The 17547-nt window shown below is 64.6% G+C and carries 18 protein-coding genes and 1 tRNA gene; 11 read left to right on the top strand and 8 right to left on the bottom strand.

From position 1 onward, the window contains the following. Window positions 1-15: 15 nt before the first annotated feature. From trpA to CYJ10_RS19775, 7 genes are all read left to right on the top strand, one after another. Entirely contained in the window at window positions 16-813 is a 798-nt protein-coding gene (gene trpA / locus CYJ10_RS19805) for a tryptophan synthase subunit alpha (protein ID WP_101683205.1), read from the top strand. A gap of 218 nt (window positions 814-1031) precedes the next feature. After that, complete coding sequence (accD, locus tag CYJ10_RS19800) at window positions 1032-1904, top strand: acetyl-CoA carboxylase, carboxyltransferase subunit beta (protein ID WP_101683157.1); 873 nt, start codon at window positions 1032-1034, stop codon at window positions 1902-1904. A gap of 78 nt (window positions 1905-1982) precedes the next feature. Continuing rightward, window positions 1983-3293 carry a bifunctional tetrahydrofolate synthase/dihydrofolate synthase gene (gene folC, locus CYJ10_RS19795; protein WP_101683156.1) on the top strand — a complete coding sequence of 437 codons (1311 nt, stop codon included), beginning with the start codon at window positions 1983-1985 and terminating at the stop codon, window positions 3291-3293. 72 nt (window positions 3294-3365) lie between these two features. Next, a complete protein-coding gene (locus tag CYJ10_RS19790) occupies window positions 3366-4121 on the top strand; it encodes an SPOR domain-containing protein (protein ID WP_101683155.1) in 756 nt (251 codons plus the stop codon). Window positions 4122-4228: 107 nt separating this feature from the next. Continuing rightward, window positions 4229-4726, top strand: coding sequence for a CvpA family protein (locus tag CYJ10_RS19785; RefSeq protein ID WP_101683154.1), 498 nt, complete (start codon window positions 4229-4231; stop codon window positions 4724-4726). 116 nt (window positions 4727-4842) lie between these two features. Continuing rightward, a complete protein-coding gene (gene purF, locus CYJ10_RS19780; RefSeq protein WP_101683153.1) occupies window positions 4843-6375 on the top strand; it encodes an amidophosphoribosyltransferase in 1533 nt (510 codons plus the stop codon). A gap of 32 nt (window positions 6376-6407) precedes the next feature. Beyond that, window positions 6408-7616, top strand: a complete 1209-nt coding sequence (locus tag CYJ10_RS19775) for an O-succinylhomoserine sulfhydrylase (protein ID WP_101683152.1) — start codon at window positions 6408-6410, stop codon at window positions 7614-7616. Window positions 7617-7700: 84 nt separating this feature from the next. Here the strand turns inward: CYJ10_RS19775 and CYJ10_RS19770 are convergent, their stop codons facing one another. Next, window positions 7701-8555, bottom strand: a complete 855-nt coding sequence (locus CYJ10_RS19770; RefSeq protein WP_101683204.1) for an ABC transporter permease — start codon at window positions 8553-8555, stop codon at window positions 7701-7703. A gap of 16 nt (window positions 8556-8571) precedes the next feature. Beyond that, on the bottom strand, window positions 8572-9465 hold the full coding sequence (nodI, locus tag CYJ10_RS19765; RefSeq protein WP_374703284.1) for a nodulation factor ABC transporter ATP-binding protein NodI: 894 nt from the start codon (window positions 9463-9465) through the stop codon (window positions 8572-8574). Window positions 9466-9658: 193 nt separating this feature from the next. On the opposite strand from nodI, the gene CYJ10_RS19760 reads away from it, so the two are divergent. After that, window positions 9659-10276 carry a LysE family translocator gene (locus CYJ10_RS19760; RefSeq protein WP_101683151.1) on the top strand — a complete coding sequence of 206 codons (618 nt, stop codon included), beginning with the start codon at window positions 9659-9661 and terminating at the stop codon, window positions 10274-10276. A gap of 93 nt (window positions 10277-10369) precedes the next feature. Here the strand turns inward: CYJ10_RS19760 and rpsU are convergent, their stop codons facing one another. From rpsU to fdxA, 6 genes are all read right to left on the bottom strand, one after another. Beyond that, window positions 10370-10582, bottom strand: coding sequence for a 30S ribosomal protein S21 (gene rpsU / locus CYJ10_RS19755; protein WP_066731027.1), 213 nt, complete (start codon window positions 10580-10582; stop codon window positions 10370-10372). Window positions 10583-10931: 349 nt separating this feature from the next. Next, the gene (locus tag CYJ10_RS19750; protein WP_101683150.1) at window positions 10932-11564 is read right to left on the bottom strand and encodes a LysE family translocator; all 633 of its coding nucleotides are present in this window, start codon (window positions 11562-11564) and stop codon (window positions 10932-10934) included. A 25-nt stretch (window positions 11565-11589) separates the two neighbouring features. Further along, window positions 11590-12429 carry an AraC family transcriptional regulator gene (locus CYJ10_RS19745; protein WP_101683149.1) on the bottom strand — a complete coding sequence of 280 codons (840 nt, stop codon included), beginning with the start codon at window positions 12427-12429 and terminating at the stop codon, window positions 11590-11592. 161 nt (window positions 12430-12590) lie between these two features. Next, window positions 12591-12666: transfer RNA gene (locus CYJ10_RS19740), tRNA-Asn, on the bottom strand. Between the two features lie 242 nt (window positions 12667-12908). Beyond that, a complete protein-coding gene (locus CYJ10_RS19735; protein ID WP_101683148.1) occupies window positions 12909-14012 on the bottom strand; it encodes an NAD(P)/FAD-dependent oxidoreductase in 1104 nt (367 codons plus the stop codon). Between the two features lie 137 nt (window positions 14013-14149). Then, complete coding sequence (fdxA, locus tag CYJ10_RS19730; RefSeq protein WP_101683147.1) at window positions 14150-14473, bottom strand: ferredoxin FdxA; 324 nt, start codon at window positions 14471-14473, stop codon at window positions 14150-14152. Between the two features lie 439 nt (window positions 14474-14912). Between fdxA and CYJ10_RS19725 the strand changes: the two genes are divergently transcribed. The 3 genes from CYJ10_RS19725 to CYJ10_RS19715 all read left to right on the top strand — a co-directional run bounded on the left by CYJ10_RS19725 (window position 14913) and on the right by CYJ10_RS19715 (window position 17500). Then, a complete protein-coding gene (locus CYJ10_RS19725) occupies window positions 14913-15473 on the top strand; it encodes a hypothetical protein (RefSeq protein WP_257993427.1) in 561 nt (186 codons plus the stop codon). 92 nt (window positions 15474-15565) lie between these two features. After that, complete coding sequence (gene pncB, locus CYJ10_RS19720) at window positions 15566-16744, top strand: nicotinate phosphoribosyltransferase (RefSeq protein ID WP_101683146.1); 1179 nt, start codon at window positions 15566-15568, stop codon at window positions 16742-16744. Window positions 16745-16813: 69 nt separating this feature from the next. Then, window positions 16814-17500 carry a LutC/YkgG family protein gene (locus CYJ10_RS19715; RefSeq protein WP_101683145.1) on the top strand — a complete coding sequence of 229 codons (687 nt, stop codon included), beginning with the start codon at window positions 16814-16816 and terminating at the stop codon, window positions 17498-17500. The last annotated feature ends 47 nt before the right edge of the window (window positions 17501-17547 follow it).

The following is a 17547-nucleotide window of genomic DNA, read 5'->3' as shown; positions in this document are numbered from 1 at the left end:
CCGATGGCCAACGACATGTCCCGTATCCAGAAGACTTTCGCGGCGCTGGCCGCGCAGCAGAAGAAGGGCCTGATTCCGTTCATTACCGCCGGCGACCCGGCGCCCGCGCTGACCGTGCCGCTGATGCACGCGCTGGTGGAGGGCGGTGCCGACGTGATCGAGCTTGGCGTGCCGTTTTCCGACCCGATGGCCGATGGCCCGGTCATCCAGCGCGCCTCGGAGCGCGCGCTGGCGCAAGGCGTCTCGCTGACGCAGGTGCTGGCCTGGGTCAAGGAATTCCGCCAGACCAACGACACCACGCCCGTGGTGCTGATGGGCTATGCGAACCCGATCGAACGCATGGGCGAGGAAGCCTTCGCCAAGGCGGCTTCGGCGGCGGGCGTGGACGGCGTGCTCGTGGTGGACTACCCGCCCGAGGAATGCCAGTCGTTTGCCGCGCTGATGCGCGCCAACCAGATGGACCCGATCTTCCTGCTGGCGCCGACGTCGACCGACGACCGCATTGCCGCCGTGGCCAAGCTCGCCAGCGGCTATCTTTATTACGTGTCGCTCAAAGGCGTGACCGGTTCGGCCACGCTGGACCTCGACAGCGTGGCCGCCCGCCTGCCGCTGATCAAGCAGCACGCCAACCTGCCCGTGGGTGTCGGCTTCGGCATTCGTGACGCGCAGACGGCGCGCGCGATCGGTGGCGTGGCAGACGCCGTGGTGATCGGCAGCCGCCTGGTGCAGTTGCTGGAAGATGCGCCGCGCGACAAGGCGGTGGAAGCGCTCCGTGCGTTCATCGCCGAGATCCGCCAGGCACTGGACGCCTGAAAAAGGTGTCCAAGGCGTGACCATCGGCCGAAAAACGCTGCAAAAAACGGCGCCGATTGCGATCGTTTGAGACTTAAGCGGCACACTTGGCGCGTTTTGCTTAGGCGAGATGTGCCGGGCGTGGTAAATTCGCGGCCTGATTCCCTGCCGTCCCTGTGTCCGCCCCCCGAGAAAGGGGCCGTCGATGCGCGGGCGGCAGCTATCCGAAAGGAGCTTTCATGAGCTGGTTGGATAAACTCCTGCCTCCCAAGATTCAACAGACCGACCCCTCCACCCGCAAGGGCATTCCGGAAGGGCTGTGGGTCAAGTGCCCGTCGTGCGAGTCGACGCTGTACCGCACCGACGTGGAAGCCAATCTGCACGTCTGCCCGAAGTGCGACCACCATATGCGTATCCGGTCGCGCGAGCGCCTGGACAAGCTGCTGGACGCCGAAGGCCGTTTCGAGATCGGCCAGGAAATCGTGCCGGTGGACGCGCTGAAGTTCAAGGACACGAAGAAGTACCCGGACCGCATCAAGGCCGCCATGGATGACACGGGCGAGACCGACGCGATGGTGGTCGTGGGTGGCGCGATCCATACGATTCCGGTGGTCGTGGCCTGCTTCGAGTTCGAGTTCATGGGCGGGTCGATGGGCTCGGTGGTGGGCGAGCGCTTCGCGCGTGGCGCGCAGGCCGCGCTGGAGCAGAAGGTGCCGTTCATCTGCGTGACCGCCACGGGCGGTGCGCGCATGCAGGAAAGCCTGTTGTCGCTGATGCAGATGGCCAAGACCACGGCCATGCTGAACCAGCTGGCGAATGCCAAGCTGCCGTTCATCAGCGTGCTGACCGACCCGACTATGGGTGGCGTGTCGGCGTCGTTCGCGTTCCTGGGCGACGTGGTGATTGCCGAGCCCAAGGCGCTGATCGGCTTTGCCGGCCCGCGCGTGATCGAGCAGACCGTACGCGAGAAGCTGCCGGAAGGCTTCCAGCGCGCCGAATTCCTGCTGCAGAAGGGCGCCATCGACATGATCGTCGACCGTCGCCGCCTGCGTGCGGAGCTGGCCCAGCTGCTGGCGCTGCTGCAGAAGCAGCCTGCCGACGCAGTCGCCTGACGCGGTAGCGTGATTTGCAGGACAATGGCGCGGGTACCAACCCGCGCCATTTTGTTTTTAGTCGTGTCGTAATTCAGCATGCCCATCTTCCACACACTCCCCGACTGGCTTCAACACCTGGAAACCGCCCATCCTGTGGGCATCGACATGGGTTTGACGCGTATCACGCGCGTCAAGGAAGCGCTGGGACTGCGCATCGACGCCGTGGTGTTCACCGTCGGCGGCACCAACGGCAAGGGGTCGACCTGTGCGATGCTCGAATGCATCCTGCTGGAGGCCGGCTACAAGGTGGGCCTGCATACGTCGCCGCACCTGATCACGTTCAACGAGCGCGCCCGCCTGAACGGCGAGCAGGCCACCGACGCACAGCTGCTGCCGCACTTCGAGGCCGTGGAGCGCGCCCGCACGAGCTTTGCCGATCCGGTCAGCCTGACGTACTTCGAGTTCACGACGCTGGCCATCATGCATATGTTCGCGTCGGCCGGGCTGGACGCGATCGTCCTTGAGGTGGGCCTGGGCGGCCGGCTCGACGCCGTCAATGTGATCGATACGGACTGTGCGGTCATCACCAGCGTGGACATCGACCATACCCAGTACCTGGGCGACACGCGCGAGAAGATCGGCTACGAGAAGGCCGGCATCTTCCGTCCCAATGTGCCGGCGATCTGCGGCGATCCCCTGCCGCCGCAATCGTTGATCGACCATGCCGAGGCCATCGGCGCCGACCTGTGGCTGGTGGGCCGCGATTTCCGCCACCAGGCCGCGCCGGGCCAGGAGCGCCAGCAATGGGACTGGACCGGCCGCGACCGCAAGCTCAACGGCCTGGGCTACCCGGCGCTGCGTGGCGCCAACCAGCTACTGAACGCGTCGGCGGCGCTGGCTGCGCTGCAGGCCATGCGCCCGCGCCTGCCGGTCAGCGCGCAGGAAGTGCGCAACGGGCTGGCTTTCGTGGAACTGCCGGGCCGCTTCCAGGTGATGCCGGGGCGTCCGGCCGTTATCCTCGATGTGGCGCACAATCCCCATGCCGCGGCCACGCTGGGGCAGAACATGGAGAACATGGGGTTTTTCCGCTACACCTACGCGGTGTTCGGCGCGATGGCGGACAAGGACATTGCCGGCGTACTGCGCCACGTGGCGGACAAGGTCGACCACTGGTGCCTGTGCGACCTGCCCACGGAGCGCGGCGCATCGGCCAGTGACCTGCGCGAGGCATTGGACACCACGGGCTTCCGGGAAGGGCCGGACAACACCGCCGCGTGCTTCTCAAGTCCGGAACTGGCGTATCGCGATGCCATCGAGAGAGCAACCGAGAATGATAGAATCCTGGTCTTCGGATCGTTCTATACCGTGGCTGGCGTGATGGCATATCGCGCCACGCAGGCCAACTGAATGCCAGTCTGGATTCCTGGCTGAATGCCCGGGCCGGAACGCATCACACCGAACACCACTCTTTGGGCATCTATGGGCCTGCTTTCGCTGTTCTCGTCCCGCAAGGGCACTGACCCGGCACCCGAACGCGGTCGCCGTACGCGTGCGGAAACCGGCGCCGGCATCGGCGCGTCGCGCCGTCCGGCCGACGACTACGCGGACGATACCCTCGATCCCGACTTTCCCCAGAAACAACGCGCACGCCGCCGCCTGATCGGCGCCGTGGTGCTGCTCGCGGCCGCGGTGATCGTGCTGCCGATCGTGTTCGAGCACAAGCCACGCCCCGTCTCCGACGACGTGGCCGTCAGCGTGGCCAACGGCCAGGGCGCGCAGAAGCCCAAGGTCGAGGCACGCAAGGCGCAGGCGCTGCCGCCTTCCGCCAATGCCGGCCGCAACGACGCCGCGCTCGATGCAGGCGAGGAAATCGTCACCACGCCGGCCGCTGACAAGCCGAAGGCCGACGCCAGGCCCGAGGTCAAGGCTGATGCGAAGACCGATGCCAAGGCCGAAACGAAGGTGGCCGAGACCAAGCCCGCCGAGGCCAAGCCGGCTGCCGCCAATACCAAATATCTGATCCTGATCGGTGCGTTCTCTTCGGAGGAACGCGCCAAGAACTGGCTGGCCAAGCTCAAGGAGAGCAAGGTGCCGGCGTTTGTGGAAAAGAAGACGATGGCCGACGGCGACCGCATCCTGCTGCGCGCGGGTCCGTTCACCAGCCGCGATGCCGCCGATGCGGCCGACAGGAAAGTGCGGTCGATCGGCCTGACCTCGAAGGTGGTGGAGCAGTAACGTCCCGGGCAGCGACGTAGCCGATCACGTCCCCATACACGTCCCGATTACGTACCAATTGCAGGGCGGCAGTTTGCCCCCATCTGACAGGAACCCGCATCGCACGCATGGCTTTTACTTTCTTTGACTATGGCGTGGCCTTCATTCTGGTGGCGTCTGCACTGATCGGCGTGCTGCGCGGCCTGGTGCGCGAGGTGCTGGCGCTGGTGGGCTGGGTCGTGGCGTTTGTGCTGGCCTATCACTTTGGCGGCATGGCCGCGAAATGGATGCCGGAATCGCTGCCGGGCGGCGAGCTGACGCGCAGTGCGCTGGGTTTCCTGGCTGTGTTCTTCGGCACGTGGATCGTGTCGGCGCTGGCGGGAGCCATTCTGGGCCAGTTGCTGGAAACCACCGGCCTGAAGCCGGCGGATCGTGGCCTGGGCCTGGTGTTCGGCCTGGCGCGGGGTGTGCTGATCGTGATGCTGGTCGTCGTGCTGGCGGGGCTCACGAAGCTGCCGGAGGAACCGTTCTGGCGCGACGCAGTGTCGCGCCCGTATGTGATCCAGGCGATGGGCGAGCTGCGCCAATGGCTGCCGCCCGACCTGGCCAAGTACGTGAAGACCTGAATCGAAGACGCGAGTGCTTGAACGTTCGGCGCTCGCGGCGCAGTATCAACGCAGTTCCGTCGCGTACATGACGGAGCAGCGCCCCTGAATCAATTTGCCTTTCCTGGGAGTTCGGCATGTGCGGTATCGTCGGCGTGGTTTCCACCAGCCCTGTCAACCAACTCATTTATGACAGCCTGCTGCTGTTGCAACACCGCGGACAGGATGCAGCCGGCATCGCCACGGCCAATGGCAGCACCTTCCACATGCACAAGGCCAACGGCCTGGTGCGCGACGTGTTCCGCACGCGCAACATGCGCGGCCTGCCGGGCACGTCCGGTATCGGCCAGGTGCGTTACCCGACCGCCGGCTCCGCATCCAGCGAGGAAGAAGCCCAGCCGTTCTACGTGAACGCGCCGTACGGCATCATGCTGGCCCACAACGGCAACCTGACCAACTCGGAACAGCTGCGCGAGGAGATGTTCCGCCGCGACCGTCGCCACATCAACACGCATTCGGATTCCGAAGTGCTGCTGAACGTGCTGGCCGACGAACTGCAGCGCGCCAGCAACGGCAAGGCGCTGGAGCCGGAGACCATCTTCACGGCGGTCAGCGGCATGCATCGCCGCGTGAAGGGCGCCTACGCCATCACCGCGCAGATCTCGGGCTATGGCCTGCTGGCCGTGCGCGATCCGTTCGGCATCCGCCCGCTGTGCATCGGCAGCGTCGACACGCCGACCGGCAAGGAATACCTGATTGCCTCGGAATCGGTGGCGCTCGAAGGCATGGGCTACACCATGGAGCGCGACGTGGCGCCGGGCGAGGCGATCTTCATCGACCTGGACGGCAAGTTCCACAGCAAGCAGTGCGCCGAGAATCCGCAACTGACGCCCTGCATCTTTGAATTCGTGTACCTGGCCCGTCCGGACTCATGCATCGACGGCGTGCCGGTGTACGACGCCCGTCTGCGCATGGGCGACTACCTGGCCGAGAAGATCCGCCGCGAAGTGCCGGCCGGCGAGATCGACGTGGTCATGCCGATTCCCGATTCGAGCCGCCCGGCCGCCATGCAGGTGGCCAATGCACTGGGCGTGCCGTACCGCGAAGGCTTCTTCAAGAACCGCTACGTGGGCCGCACGTTCATCATGCCGGGCCAGGCGGTGCGCAAGAAGTCGGTACGCCAGAAGCTCAACGCGATGGGCGTGGAGTTCCAGGGCAAGAACGTGCTGATCGTCGACGACTCGATCGTGCGCGGCACCACGTCGTTCGAGATCGTGCAGATGGCCCGCGACGCCGGCGCCAAGAAGGTGATCTTCGCGTCGGCTGCGCCGCCGGTGAAGTTCCCGAACGTGTACGGCATCGACATGCCCACGCGTGCCGAGCTGGTGGCCCATGGCCGCACCGACGAGGAAGTGGCGCGCATGATCGGCGCCGACCAGCTCGTGTACCAGGACGTCGAAGCGATGAAGCAGGCCGTGCGCGACATCAACCCGAACCTGCGTGACTTCGACGCGTCGTGCTTCGATGGCAAGTACATCACCGGCGACATCGACGAAGCCTATCTGGACCGCCTGGAAACGGCGCGCAGCCAGGCCGAGCGTGAAGGCACCAACGGCGGCGAAACCGAACGTTCGCAGTTGCACCTGCAGCGTTCGAGCAGCAACGAATAACAGCAATCTGTCACATTGGGCAGCACAGCAGCATGAGCGAACCGTTCCGGCCGGAGTCCTACGGCATTGACACCCTTGGCGTGCGCGCCGGCACACTGCGCACTGGCGAGTTCATGGAGCACTCCGAGGCGATGTACCTGACCTCGAGCTTCTGCTTCAACAGCGCCGCCGAGGCTGCCGAGCGCTTCGCCAACTCGGAAGAGGGCTACACGTACTCGCGCTTTACCAATCCGACGGTGTCGATGTTCCAGTCGCGGCTGGCGGCGCTGGAAGGCGCCGAGGCCTGCATGGCCACGGCGTCGGGCATGAGCGCGATTCTGTCGGTGGCCCTGGCCACGCTGCAGGCCGGGGACCATCTGGTCAGTTCGCGCTCGATCTTCGGGTCGACCATGACGCTGTTCAACACGATCCTGGCTAAGTTCGGTGTCGAGACGACCTACGTCGACGGCACCGACCTGGCGGCCTGGCGTGCGGCCGTGAAGCCCAATACGAAGCTGTTTTTCCTGGAAACGCCGTCGAACCCGCTGACCGAGGTGTCGGACATCGCGGCCGTGGGCGAGATCGCGCACAACGCGGGCGCGCTGTTCGTGGTGGACAACTGCTTCTGCTCGCCGGCGCTGCAGCAGCCGATCAAGTTCGGTGCCGACGTGGTGGTGCATTCGGCCACCAAGCACATCGACGGGCAGGGCCGTGTACTAGGTGGCGCCGTGCTGGGCAAGCACGATTTCATCATGGGCAAGGTCTTCCCGTTCGTGCGCACGGCGGGTCCGACGCTGTCGGCGTTCAACGCCTGGGTCATGCTCAAGGGCATGGAAACGCTGGCCATCCGCATGGAGCGCCATTCGCAGAGCGCGCTGGCGCTGGCCCAGTTCCTGGAGTCGCACCCGGCCGTGAACCGCGTGTTCCATCCGGCGCTGGCGTCGCATCCGCAGTATGAAGTGGCCAAGCGCCAGCAAAGCGGTGGCGGGGCGATCGTGTCGTTCGAGCTGAAGGGCGATACGCCGGAACAGATGCGTGCCAACGCCTGGCGCGTGATCGACAGCACGAAGCTGTGCTCGATCACGGGCAATCTGGGTGACACCCGCACGACGATCACGCATCCGTACACGACCACGCATGGTCGCGTGGCGCCGGAGGCGAAGGCCGCCGCCGGCATCACCGAAGGCCTGATCCGCCTGGCCGTGGGCCTGGAATCGGTGGAAGACCTGAAGGCCGACCTGCTGCGCGGTCTGGGTCAGTAAGCCTGGGCCAGTAAGGCCGTCTGTATTTCCGTCTCCCTCTACCTGCACCTATTCGCGGGGGAGGGCACCTTCCCCGGCGCTGCGTCAGCGCAGCAGCCGTCTGCGCAGCAGTACCAGCGCCACTACCAGCGCCACCACCGCATAGGCCGTCAGCACGGCCAGATGGACTGCGGCGTTTTCTACCGGCCTTCCCAGCATCAACGGACGAATCAGCGCCACGGCGTGCGCCAGCGGTAGGACCATCGTCGCCTTCTGTGCGCCTTCGGGTAGCTGTTCCAGCGGGAAGAATACGCCTGACAGCAGCAGCATCGGCGTCATCACTAGCGTCTGGTAGAACATGAAAAAGTCGTAGCTCGGCGCCAGCGCCGTGACGATCATCGCCAGGCTTGCGAACGCGATGCCGGCCAGCACGATCACGGGCAATGCGGCCAGCGCGCCTGGGAACTGCGCATAGCCGAGCACACCCGCCACGATCATGATCGCCGCACCGGACAGTACCGCCTTGCTGGTGGCCCAGAGCACTTCCCCCAGCACCACGTCGCCCAGCGTCAGCGGCGCATGCATGATGGCCTCCCACGTGCGTTGCACGTGCATGCGCGAGAACGCCGAGTACATCGACTCGAAGCTGGCGGACATCATCACGCTGGACGCCGTGGTGCCGGCCGCCAGGAAGGCGATGTACGACACGCCATGCACCTGGCCCACCAGCAGGCCCAGGCCAAGGCCCAGGCCGAACAGGTAGATCATCGGATCGGCCAGGTTGCCGATCATCGACGGGATGGCCAGCTTCTTCCAGACCATGTAGTTGCGATACCAGACCATCATCCAGTTGCGCCCGTTGCGGGGCAGCAGGGGCTGGGGATAGTGCTGGGGGGCTGTCGACGCCGCAGATCCTGGCGAAATTGCGATGTCGGGATTGCGTGGATCCTGTTCGCTCATCTCAGTCATCCGTCTCTCAATCTCTCATCTCGCGGCCGGTCAGCTTGAGGAACACGTCCTCAAGGTTGGCGGGTCGGTGCAGGTAGCGTACGCCGCCCTTGCCGTGCAGCGCGGCCAGCAGCGTATCGGGCTGGCGCACGTAGCAGAACAGCGTCTCGCCGCGCATTTCGCAGCGGTCGGCCAGCGGTGTCAGCGTGTCGCGCAGGGGTTCGAGTTCGTCGCCGTAGACTTCCACCACATCGCAGCCAATTTCCCGGTCGATCAGTTCGTGCGGCTTGCCTTCCGCAATCTTCCGCCCGGCATCGATCACGCACAGGTGGTTGCAAAGCCGTTCGGCCTCTTCCATGAAGTGGGTGGTCAGCAGGATGGTCTTGCCCGCGGCAAGCAGCGACTTGAGGCGCTCCCAGATCAGGTGGCGTGCCTGTGGATCCAGGCCGGTCGTGGGCTCGTCCATCACGAGCAGATCGGGATCGTTGATCAGCGCGCGCGCCACGGTCAGGCGTCGGCGCATGCCACCGGACAGGTCGCGCACCTGGGCGTTGGCCTTGTTTTCGAGCCGCGCGAATTCCAGCAGCCGGGGCACCTGCTCGGCGATCCTGGCCGACGACAGCCCGAAATAGCGGCCGAAGATGCGCAGGTTTTCGATCACCGAGAAATCGGGGTCGAGATTGTCGAACTGCGGCACCACGCCCACGCGCATGCGGGCCTGCGGGGCGCGCTGCGGGATAGGTTCGCCACACAGCGTCAGCGTGCCCGATTCGGGCGTGGTCAGCCCCAGCAGCATGCGCAGCGTGGTGGTCTTGCCGGCGCCGTTGGGGCCCAGCAGCCCGAAACACTGGCCGGGCTGGACTTCCAGGTCGAGGTTGTCGACGACGAGCTGGTCGCCGTAGCGTTTGCGCACATTGCGCATCTGGAGGATGGCAGTCAAGGCGAAGTCCTTGCGAGCGATATCCGCCATTATGCCGGCCATCGCGTGACGCATTGTTGGCGCATCGCAGCAAGACAATTCCATTCGCAGGGGCATATCGGCGGGCTGGCGGGGCGGGGCGGACAGGCGTACGCTCGACGTTTTTAGAACAACGACGACGCAGCGAGGAGAACCGATGTCCTTTGAACACTGGATCACATTCGTACTGACCAGCGTGGTATTGCTGATCATTCCCGGCCCGACCATCCTGCTGGTGATCGGCGATGCGCTCGCGCACCGCGGCCGCAGCGCCTATGCCACGGTGGCTGGCGTAGCGGCCGGAGACCTCACTGCCTTCACGCTGTCGATGGCTGGCCTGGGCGCCGTCCTGGCAGCCTCGGCCACGCTGTTCACGGGCCTGAAATGGGCGGGGGCGGCCTATCTGGTGTACCTGGGCGTGCAGGCCTTGCGCACGGCCAACCGTGCGCGCTCGCTCGATGTGGCGTCGCAGTCAGGTAGCGGCCGCCAGCGCTTTGCCAAGGCCTGGCTGGTGACTGCGCTGAATCCGAAAAGCATCGTGTTCTTCGTGGCCTTTGTGCCGCAGTTCATTGATGCCAAGCTGGCGTTCTGGCCGCAGGCTGTGGTCCTGATCCCGACGTTCGTGGTGCTGGCCACTGCCAACGCCATGGTCTACGCGTTGCTGGCACGCTCGCTGGCCACGCGCCTGACGTCGCAACGCGCACAGACCAATGTGCAGCGCGCAGGCGGCATCACGCTGATCGGCGCAGGGGCGCTGATCGCCACGCGCGCCTGATCGCCCGCACGGCTCCCCTGGCCAGGCTGTGGGGAGTCGGGACGAAAAAAAACCGCCAGAGAACTGGCGGTTTTTCTTGTGGCAAAGCCCGAATCAGTAGAGCTTCTTCGGCAGCATTTGCATGCGCAGACGCTTGCGCAGACGTGCCTCGGCAGCCTTCTTCTTGCGCTTGCGCTCGGTCGTCGGCTTTTCGTAGGCGGTGCGGCTCTTCAGTTCCACGATCAGTCCAGTCTGCAGAATGGAGCGACGGAAACGACGCATTGCAACTTCAACGGGCTCGCCCGGTTTCAGAACGATCTTAGTCAATTCAGTCCTTCAGGATTACCGCCAGAGGCGGTGGGTTCATAGGAGGGAAACGTGTCACGCCGGGCTCCGGAGCCTACCGTGACGGTGGTATCGCACGCTGCGGCGAATGCCGTGGTGCGCCCCCTAGAACCTGCTGCGGACCGAAATCCGTACTGCCTGTGTCAGGGGTGACGGGCCAAATTTTCCTAGCTAGGTAAAAACTTGGCGACTACCTGTTTCCGTGGATCTTGCGCAAGAAATACGCCGGTAAGCTTTTACAGGTATACCGAACGGGAGTCAAGCTATTCAGGGCAATCTAAGATCATACCGCAGAAAATGTGCCCGAGAACGCCTTTTCGATGTTTTTGCATCAAGGCGACAGGCTGCCCCACGCCGATGCCAGCAACACCAGCGCCATGAGGCGCTCGAAGCGCTTCATGTAAATGGGCGAGCGAATGAAGTGCGCCGCTCCGGCCCCCAGGACCGCCCATACGCCCATGCACGGCAGTGACACGACGAAGAAGATCAGTGACAGCAGGATCACCTGATGCGACTGATCGGGGTCGTGGCCGGAAAAGACGCTGACCACGGCCAGCGCCATCATCCAGGTCTTGGGATTCACAAGCTGCAGGCCGGCGGCCCCCGCGAGGCCTAGCGGCTTGTCATGGGCCTTGGCGTTGCCAGCGTGCCCCGCCCCATCGGCTTCGATGGCGGCGGCGGGGCTTCGCCAGATCTGCCAGGCGAGCCTGGACAGCCACAGCACGCCTGTCCAGGCCATGGCGCGCTGCAGAAGGGGGTGGGCGGCCAGCGCGTCGCCGATGCCGATGCCGACCGTCAGCACCAGCAGCGCGGCGCCGCCGCAGCCCCCGATGATGATTGGCAGCGTGGCCGCCACGCCGCGGCGTGCGCTGTGGCTCAGCACGATAACGTTGGTCGGGCCGGGCGTGATCGACGCCACGACGGCGAACATCAGGAAAGGCAGGAAGGGCAGGGTATCGTTCATGCGGCCATTGTTGCGGCCGCCCTGCCTAGGCGTCTGGAAGGTTTGAGCAGCGCTTGCGATAGTGCGCGGGTGTCAGGCCATAGGCGCGGCGAAACCAGCGGCCCAGGTGGCTCTGGTCGGCGAAACCCAGGGCCATGGCCACGTCGGCGGGCGTGGCGCCGCGTGCCAGCATGTGGCGGGCGCGTGCCAGCCGCAGCTGCACCAGATAGGCGTGCGGCGCGATGCCGAACGCGATCTTGAACGCGCGCGTCAGCCGATAGCGATCCACGCCGCTGGCGGCGGCCAAATCATCGAGGCCGATATCCTGGTCAACGTGGTCGTGCAGATAGTCGCGTGCGCGCTGGGCCGCTATCGGCAGGCGCGGATCGATGGCGCGCTGCGTGCGCCAGTGCAGGTTCGACGTGAGTTGTGCCAGCAGGGCATCGAGCGCGGACTGCCGGACGATACGCAGTTCAGGCTGTTGCAGCACCGTGAACGCACGGCCGATGGCTTCGATCAGTTGGGGGTCTTCGCTCAGCGTACGCGCAAAGGCGGGCTGGCATTGCGCGGGCGCATCGTCGAACAGTGCGTGCAGTTCGCGCGTCATCCATTGGGCGTCCAGATAGAGCATCGAATAGGTGAAGCCTTCGGGCGCCACTGCGTAGCCATCGTGGATTTCGCCCGGTTCGAGCGTGAAGACCTTGCCCGGCACGCTGCGCTGGACCTCGCGCCGGCAATGAAACTGCTGGATGCCTTGCTCGGTGTAGCCGACCAGGTAGCTGTCATGCCAGTGCGGATCGTACGCGTGGCCCTCGAAGTGGGCGCGAATCGTCTCGATGCCCGTGTCGGCATCCTGCTTGAGGTCGATCCAGCTCTGGGGGCTCACTGCGGGTTCCTGGTTCGGCGTATGCGGCTGTTCATCATAGCCACATCGGCCTGGGCTTTCTGGAACGTTTGTGCGAGATAGGGGGGGCCACGGAAGGGTGGCGAAGGCGGCGGACAAAGAAAAAGGCCGATGCTTTCGCATCGGCCTTCTCTTGAATTTTTTGGCTCCCCGACCTGGGCTCGAACCAGGGACCTACGGATTAACAGTCCGGCGCTCTACCAACTGAGCTATCGGGGAACAGCTGAGAAAGAAATTATAACCAGCTTCTCTTCGTTTCGTCAACAACTTTTTAACGTTTTGTTTTCGTCAGAAGTTGTTGCTGGAACTCTGGTTCGCCTTGAAACCGGCCAGCGCTGGGCGTTTCCGCCTTTTGCTGCGTTGCCGTGTTCAACAGCGAGGCCGCATTATAGCCAGCTTTTTTAATTGTGCAAACAAAAAAATCGCCCGGAGGCGATTTTTTTGCGTTGGCCTTCGACAGGTCAATCGAAGACCGGCGATTCGACGCCCAGCACCTTGTGCAGCTTCGGCGAAGTCGTCGTGTATTGCATGTGGATCTTCTTGTCCGGGAAGATGTACGGCGCGGCGCCGAACGCTGCCAGTGCGGCCTCGTGGAAGCCCGACAGGATCAGCTTCTTCTTGCCCGGATAGGTGTTGATGTCGCCCACGGCGAAGATGCCCGGGATGTTCGTCTCGAACTTCTCGGTGTCCACCTTGATCTGCTTGCGCTCCAGGTCCAGACCCCACTCGGCGATCGGGCCGAGCTTCGGCGACAGGCCGAAGAACACCAGCAGGTCGTCCAGCGGCATGCGGCGGGTCACGCCGTCGCCGCCGGTCACCTTGATCTCGGTGAGCACGCCGTCCTTCTCTTCATAGCCGCCGATCTGGCCGACCATGAATTGCATCTCCATCTGCTCGCACAGGTCACGCATCTTGGCCACCGAGGCCGGCGCGGCGCGGAAGCCGTCGCGGCGGTGGATCAGCACGATCGACTCTGCCTTGCCGTGGAGATCCAGCGCCCAGTCCAGCGCCGAATCACCACCGCCCACGATCACCAGATTGCGGCCGTGGAAGCGGCTCGGATCCTTCACGCGGTAGAACAGCTGGGTGCCGTCGAACTTGTCGATGCCTTCCACCTTGACCGTGCGCGGCTGGAACGAACCCACGCCGGCGGCGATGAAGATGGTCTTGGTGATGAAGCGGGTTCCGAGCGACGTCTCGACGAAGAAGCGGCCGTCTTCACGGCGCTCGACGACGCTGACTTCCTGGCCCAGGTGGAACGTGGGCGAGAACGGTTCGATCTGCTTGAGCAGGTTGTCGGTCAGTTCCTGGCCCGTGCAGATGGGCACCGCCGGGATGTCGTAGATCGGCTTGTCCGGATACAGCTCCACGCACTGGCCGCCCACTACCTTGAGCGAGTCGATCACGTGCGCCTTGATTTCGAGCAGGCCGAGTTCAAACACCTGGAACAGGCCAACGGGGCCCGCGCCAACGATCAGCGCGTCGATTTCCAGCGGCTGGCCGCTGGTGTTGCCGCCAGCCTGCTGGGTTGCGTCGGCCACGGGATTTGGAATGCTCAAGTCCATATTCGTCCTGATACGTTGTGGGCACGGCAGGTGCCCGGTATTACGGGAAAGCGCGTGGGGACGGCTTTCTGCGACGCTGGGCAAGCAATGCCGGCGTGCCGCCAGCAGTATTTGCCGCCCGTCGCGTCAGTCTTTTCTTAGCGCTGCAGGTATTGCAGCTTGTCGGTGGCGTCCTTCCATTCCTCGGCTTCGGCCAGCGGGGCCTTGGTCTTGGTGATGGACGGCCAGTTGCGGGCCAGTTCGACGTTCAGGTCAATGAACTGCTGCTGGTCGCCGGGCACATCTTCCTCGGCGTAAATCGCGTTCACCGGGCACTCGGCCACGCACACGGCGCAGTCGATGCACTCGTCGGGATCGATGGCCAGGAAGTTCGGGCCTTCGCGGAAACAATCGACCGGACACACATCAACGCAGTCGGTGTAACGGCAACGGATGCAGGCTTCGGTGACAACGTGAGTCATTTCGGTTCCAGAAAAACGGATCGGTCTTCGATGGGGATATTGTCCAAGGCCGGATTCTTGCCGGTCGCTCTTGCGAGTTGTCCGATACGCGCCAAACACCGCGCGTGTCAATCGGGATAACTTGGGGCGAGCGAGGGCCGAGGCCTTTCAAAGACCGATATTGTAGCTGAGCCTTCTCGCAAGGATAGTGAGTCTATATAGCCGGGTCAGATAGTTTTCTTATTTCTTTATGTATTTTTGGTGCGAAATAGGCCCCTGAGTGGCCTCTGGCGCCAGATTCCGGGCGGAATGGGCTCCGCGCGGCGGGCTCCCGGACTACTATTCCCCTGTGTCATGCGTGGCTTTTCAGGCCCGCGGGTGCGCCCGCAGGCCGTTTCCGTTTTGCTCCCGTGCGTTGCGAGCACATTGATCGACAGCAATCTTGCGAAGGGATTTGTTCATGCCAGCCAGCTTGATGGGGTGCCCGGCAGGTGGCCCGGCGAGTAGCCGGATGGTCCGCCTGGCCAGCGCCACGGTGCTTTTCTGCGCCCTGCTGGGTGCCGACGCCGCCGCCCAGCCGGCGCCGCCGCGTCCAGGGGAAATGGCCGATAGCGTGGTGTCCCGGCTGGTGGCGTGGCGGGCGCGTACCGATCAGCCCGTGGCGCTTTCTGCGCTGACTGCCTTTGACTGGGACAGCTTCAGCGTCATCCGTACGCCGGCGGGGATGGCCATGGCGAACTGCAACCGCGACGGCTTCCTGCCGTGCGGCAAGGATCTGCAGCCTTCGCCCGATACCCTGATACAGGTCCTGCGCTTCGACCGCGCGGGGCAGCCGGTCTACCAGGAGCGCATCATGGTCGCCTCGGCCACGTTTGCCGATCCGCTGCCCGCCGCCGTGCCACGCACCCAGGCCACGCTGGTCACCTGCCATGGCGATCAGGGCCAGCGGCTGTGGTGCCTGCAATCGCGGCAGCCCGGCCACCAGACATCCCCAGCGCTGCGGGGGCTCGACGGCGGCTGACCCCGCGTGCCAGCCGGCCATCCCTATGCCGCGCGTGACTTTCGGTTAGCATGATGGCCTGACTTCGCCGCGCCCCAAGCCTTGGCTTCGCTATGATCATCCGTTCCCTGCTCGACACCGACCTGTACAAGTTCACGATGATGCAGGTGGTGCTGCATCACTTTCCGCAGGCCGAGGTCGAATACCGTTTCAAGTGCCGCAACGCCGGGGTCGACCTGACGCCGTATGTCGACGAGATCCTCGACGAGATCCGGCAACTCTGCGAGCTGCGCTTTTCCGACGACGAACTGACCTACCTGCGCGGCATGCGCTTCATCAAGAGCGATTTCGTCGATTTCCTGGCCCTGTTCCACCTGAACCAGAAGTACGTGGTCGTGCAGCCGTCTGCCAAGGGCAACGGCGAAATCGACATCACGATTCGCGGGCCGTGGCTGCATACCATCCTGTTCGAGATCCCGCTGCTGGCCATCGTCAACGAGGTCTACTTCCGCCGGACGCAGCCGCAGGCCGACCTGGACGAAGGACGCCGCCGGCTGGAAGCCAAGCTGGCCCTGCTGAAGGCGTCGAAGTACCAGGACTGCGTGATCGCGGACTACGGCACCCGCCGGCGTTTTTCCCGCGACTGGCAGGAAGAGGTGTTGCTGTCGATGCGCGACATCCTTGGCCACCAGCTGGCCGGCACCAGCAACGTCCACTTCGCGCGGATGCACAACATGACGCCGCTGGGCACGATGGCGCATGAATACCTGCAGGCGTGCCAGGCACTGGGTCCGCGCCTGCGCGACTCGCAGGTCTACGCGCTGGAGAACTGGGCGCGCGAATATCGCGGCGACCTGGGCATTGCGCTGTCGGACACCTACGGCTTCGACGCGTTCCTGCGCGACTTCGACCTGTACTTCTGCAAGCTGTTCGACGGCGTGCGGCACGACTCGGGCGACCCGTTGGAGTGGGGCGAACGCATGATCGCGCACTATGCGGCCAATCGCGTGGACCCGCGCGGCAAGACGCTAATCTTCAGCGACGCGCTGAATATTCCAAAGGTCATCGAGCTCTACGAGCGCTTTCATGGCCGCTGCAAGCTGGCCTTCGGCGTGGGCACGAACCTGACCAACGACCTTGGCTACACGCCGCTGCAGATCGTCATCAAGATGGTCCGCTGCAATGGCCAGCCGGTGGCCAAGCTGTCGGATACGCCCGAAAAGACCATGTGCGACGATCCGGGCTACCTGTCGTACCTGCGGCAGGTGTTTGACGTTCAGCTGTCCGCTTAACCGGATTCATCCACGGGCATCGTGGTTTTCTTATAATCACCAGGCCCCGCAACCCTTCAGGCCCACATCATGGAAACGAACGCCGCCCGTGACCGCATCTTCGCCCGCATTCGTGCCGCCCAGGGCAGGGGGGTGACGGTGACGCAAGGTGAGCGCGACGCCGTGGCCGACTACCTGACGCGCCATCCGCAGGGGCCGCAGCCCGATGTAGGCGAAGATCGCGTCGCGGCGTTCAGCGTGCAGGCGCAGAAGATGGCGTCCACGGTGGACCGCGTGGCCACGTTGGCCGAGGTGCCTGGCGCCGCGCTGCATTATCTCGACGGTCTGAAGCTGTCGCGCCGCGCCGTGGCGTGGACCAGCCTGGGCGAGCTGCCGTGGGCCGCGCAGGGCCTGGAGGTGGAATGCCGCCCGCCCGTGCGCGAGCCGCAGGCAGACCGCGAGCATGGCGATCTGGTCGGCATCACGGGCTGCTTCGTGGCGATTGCCGAGACCGGCTCGCTGATGCTGCTGTCGGGGCCCGATACCTTCGCGTCGGCCGCGCTGCTGCCGGAAACCCATATCGCGGTGGTTCCGGTCTCGCGCATCGTCGCCAATCTGGAAGAGGCGTTCGCGCGCATGCGTGCCGAACACGGCCAGCTGCCGCGCGCCACCAATATCATCAGCGGACCGTCGCGCACGGGCGATATCGAGCAGACCATCGTGCTGGGTGCCCACGGCCCGTATCGGGTACACGTGATCCTGGTCGATCAGCAATGAGCGGCGCGCCCTGTGGCGCGGTGGATTGAGGCACTTTCAGACCATTC

The organism is Cupriavidus pauculus, assembly GCF_002858765.1.
Taxonomy (GTDB): Bacteria; Pseudomonadota; Gammaproteobacteria; order Burkholderiales; family Burkholderiaceae; genus Cupriavidus; species Cupriavidus pauculus_B.
This window is presented reverse-complemented; position numbering and strand designations above follow the sequence as displayed.

What these genes read in the sequence shown, in the direction of transcription:
- fdxA (WP_101683147.1), bottom strand. Translation starts at nt 14,473, where the DNA reads ATGACTCACGTTGTCACCGAAGCCTGCATCCGTTGCCGTTACACCGAC.
- CYJ10_RS19750 (WP_101683150.1), bottom strand. Translation starts at nt 11,564, where the DNA reads ATGAACGATACCCTGCCCTTCCTGCCTTTCCTGATGTTCGCCGTCGTG.
- CYJ10_RS19775 (WP_101683152.1), top strand. Translation starts at nt 6,408, where the DNA reads ATGAGCGAACCGTTCCGGCCGGAGTCCTACGGCATTGACACCCTTGGC.
- CYJ10_RS19725 (WP_257993427.1), top strand. Translation starts at nt 14,913, where the DNA reads ATGCCAGCCAGCTTGATGGGGTGCCCGGCAGGTGGCCCGGCGAGTAGC.
- folC (WP_101683156.1), top strand. Translation starts at nt 1,983, where the DNA reads ATGCCCATCTTCCACACACTCCCCGACTGGCTTCAACACCTGGAAACC.
- CYJ10_RS19715 (WP_101683145.1), top strand. Translation starts at nt 16,814, where the DNA reads ATGGAAACGAACGCCGCCCGTGACCGCATCTTCGCCCGCATTCGTGCC.
- CYJ10_RS19770 (WP_101683204.1), bottom strand. Translation starts at nt 8,555, where the DNA reads ATGAGCGAACAGGATCCACGCAATCCCGACATCGCAATTTCGCCAGGA.
- CYJ10_RS19790 (WP_101683155.1), top strand. Translation starts at nt 3,366, where the DNA reads ATGGGCCTGCTTTCGCTGTTCTCGTCCCGCAAGGGCACTGACCCGGCA.
- purF (WP_101683153.1), top strand. Translation starts at nt 4,843, where the DNA reads ATGTGCGGTATCGTCGGCGTGGTTTCCACCAGCCCTGTCAACCAACTC.
- CYJ10_RS19785 (WP_101683154.1), top strand. Translation starts at nt 4,229, where the DNA reads ATGGCTTTTACTTTCTTTGACTATGGCGTGGCCTTCATTCTGGTGGCG.
- CYJ10_RS19735 (WP_101683148.1), bottom strand. Translation starts at nt 14,012, where the DNA reads ATGGACTTGAGCATTCCAAATCCCGTGGCCGACGCAACCCAGCAGGCT.
- accD (WP_101683157.1), top strand. Translation starts at nt 1,032, where the DNA reads ATGAGCTGGTTGGATAAACTCCTGCCTCCCAAGATTCAACAGACCGAC.
- nodI (WP_374703284.1), bottom strand. Translation starts at nt 9,465, where the DNA reads ATGCGCAATGTGCGCAAACGCTACGGCGACCAGCTCGTCGTCGACAAC.
- trpA (WP_101683205.1), top strand. Translation starts at nt 16, where the DNA reads ATGTCCCGTATCCAGAAGACTTTCGCGGCGCTGGCCGCGCAGCAGAAG.
- pncB (WP_101683146.1), top strand. Translation starts at nt 15,566, where the DNA reads ATGATCATCCGTTCCCTGCTCGACACCGACCTGTACAAGTTCACGATG.
- CYJ10_RS19760 (WP_101683151.1), top strand. Translation starts at nt 9,659, where the DNA reads ATGTCCTTTGAACACTGGATCACATTCGTACTGACCAGCGTGGTATTG.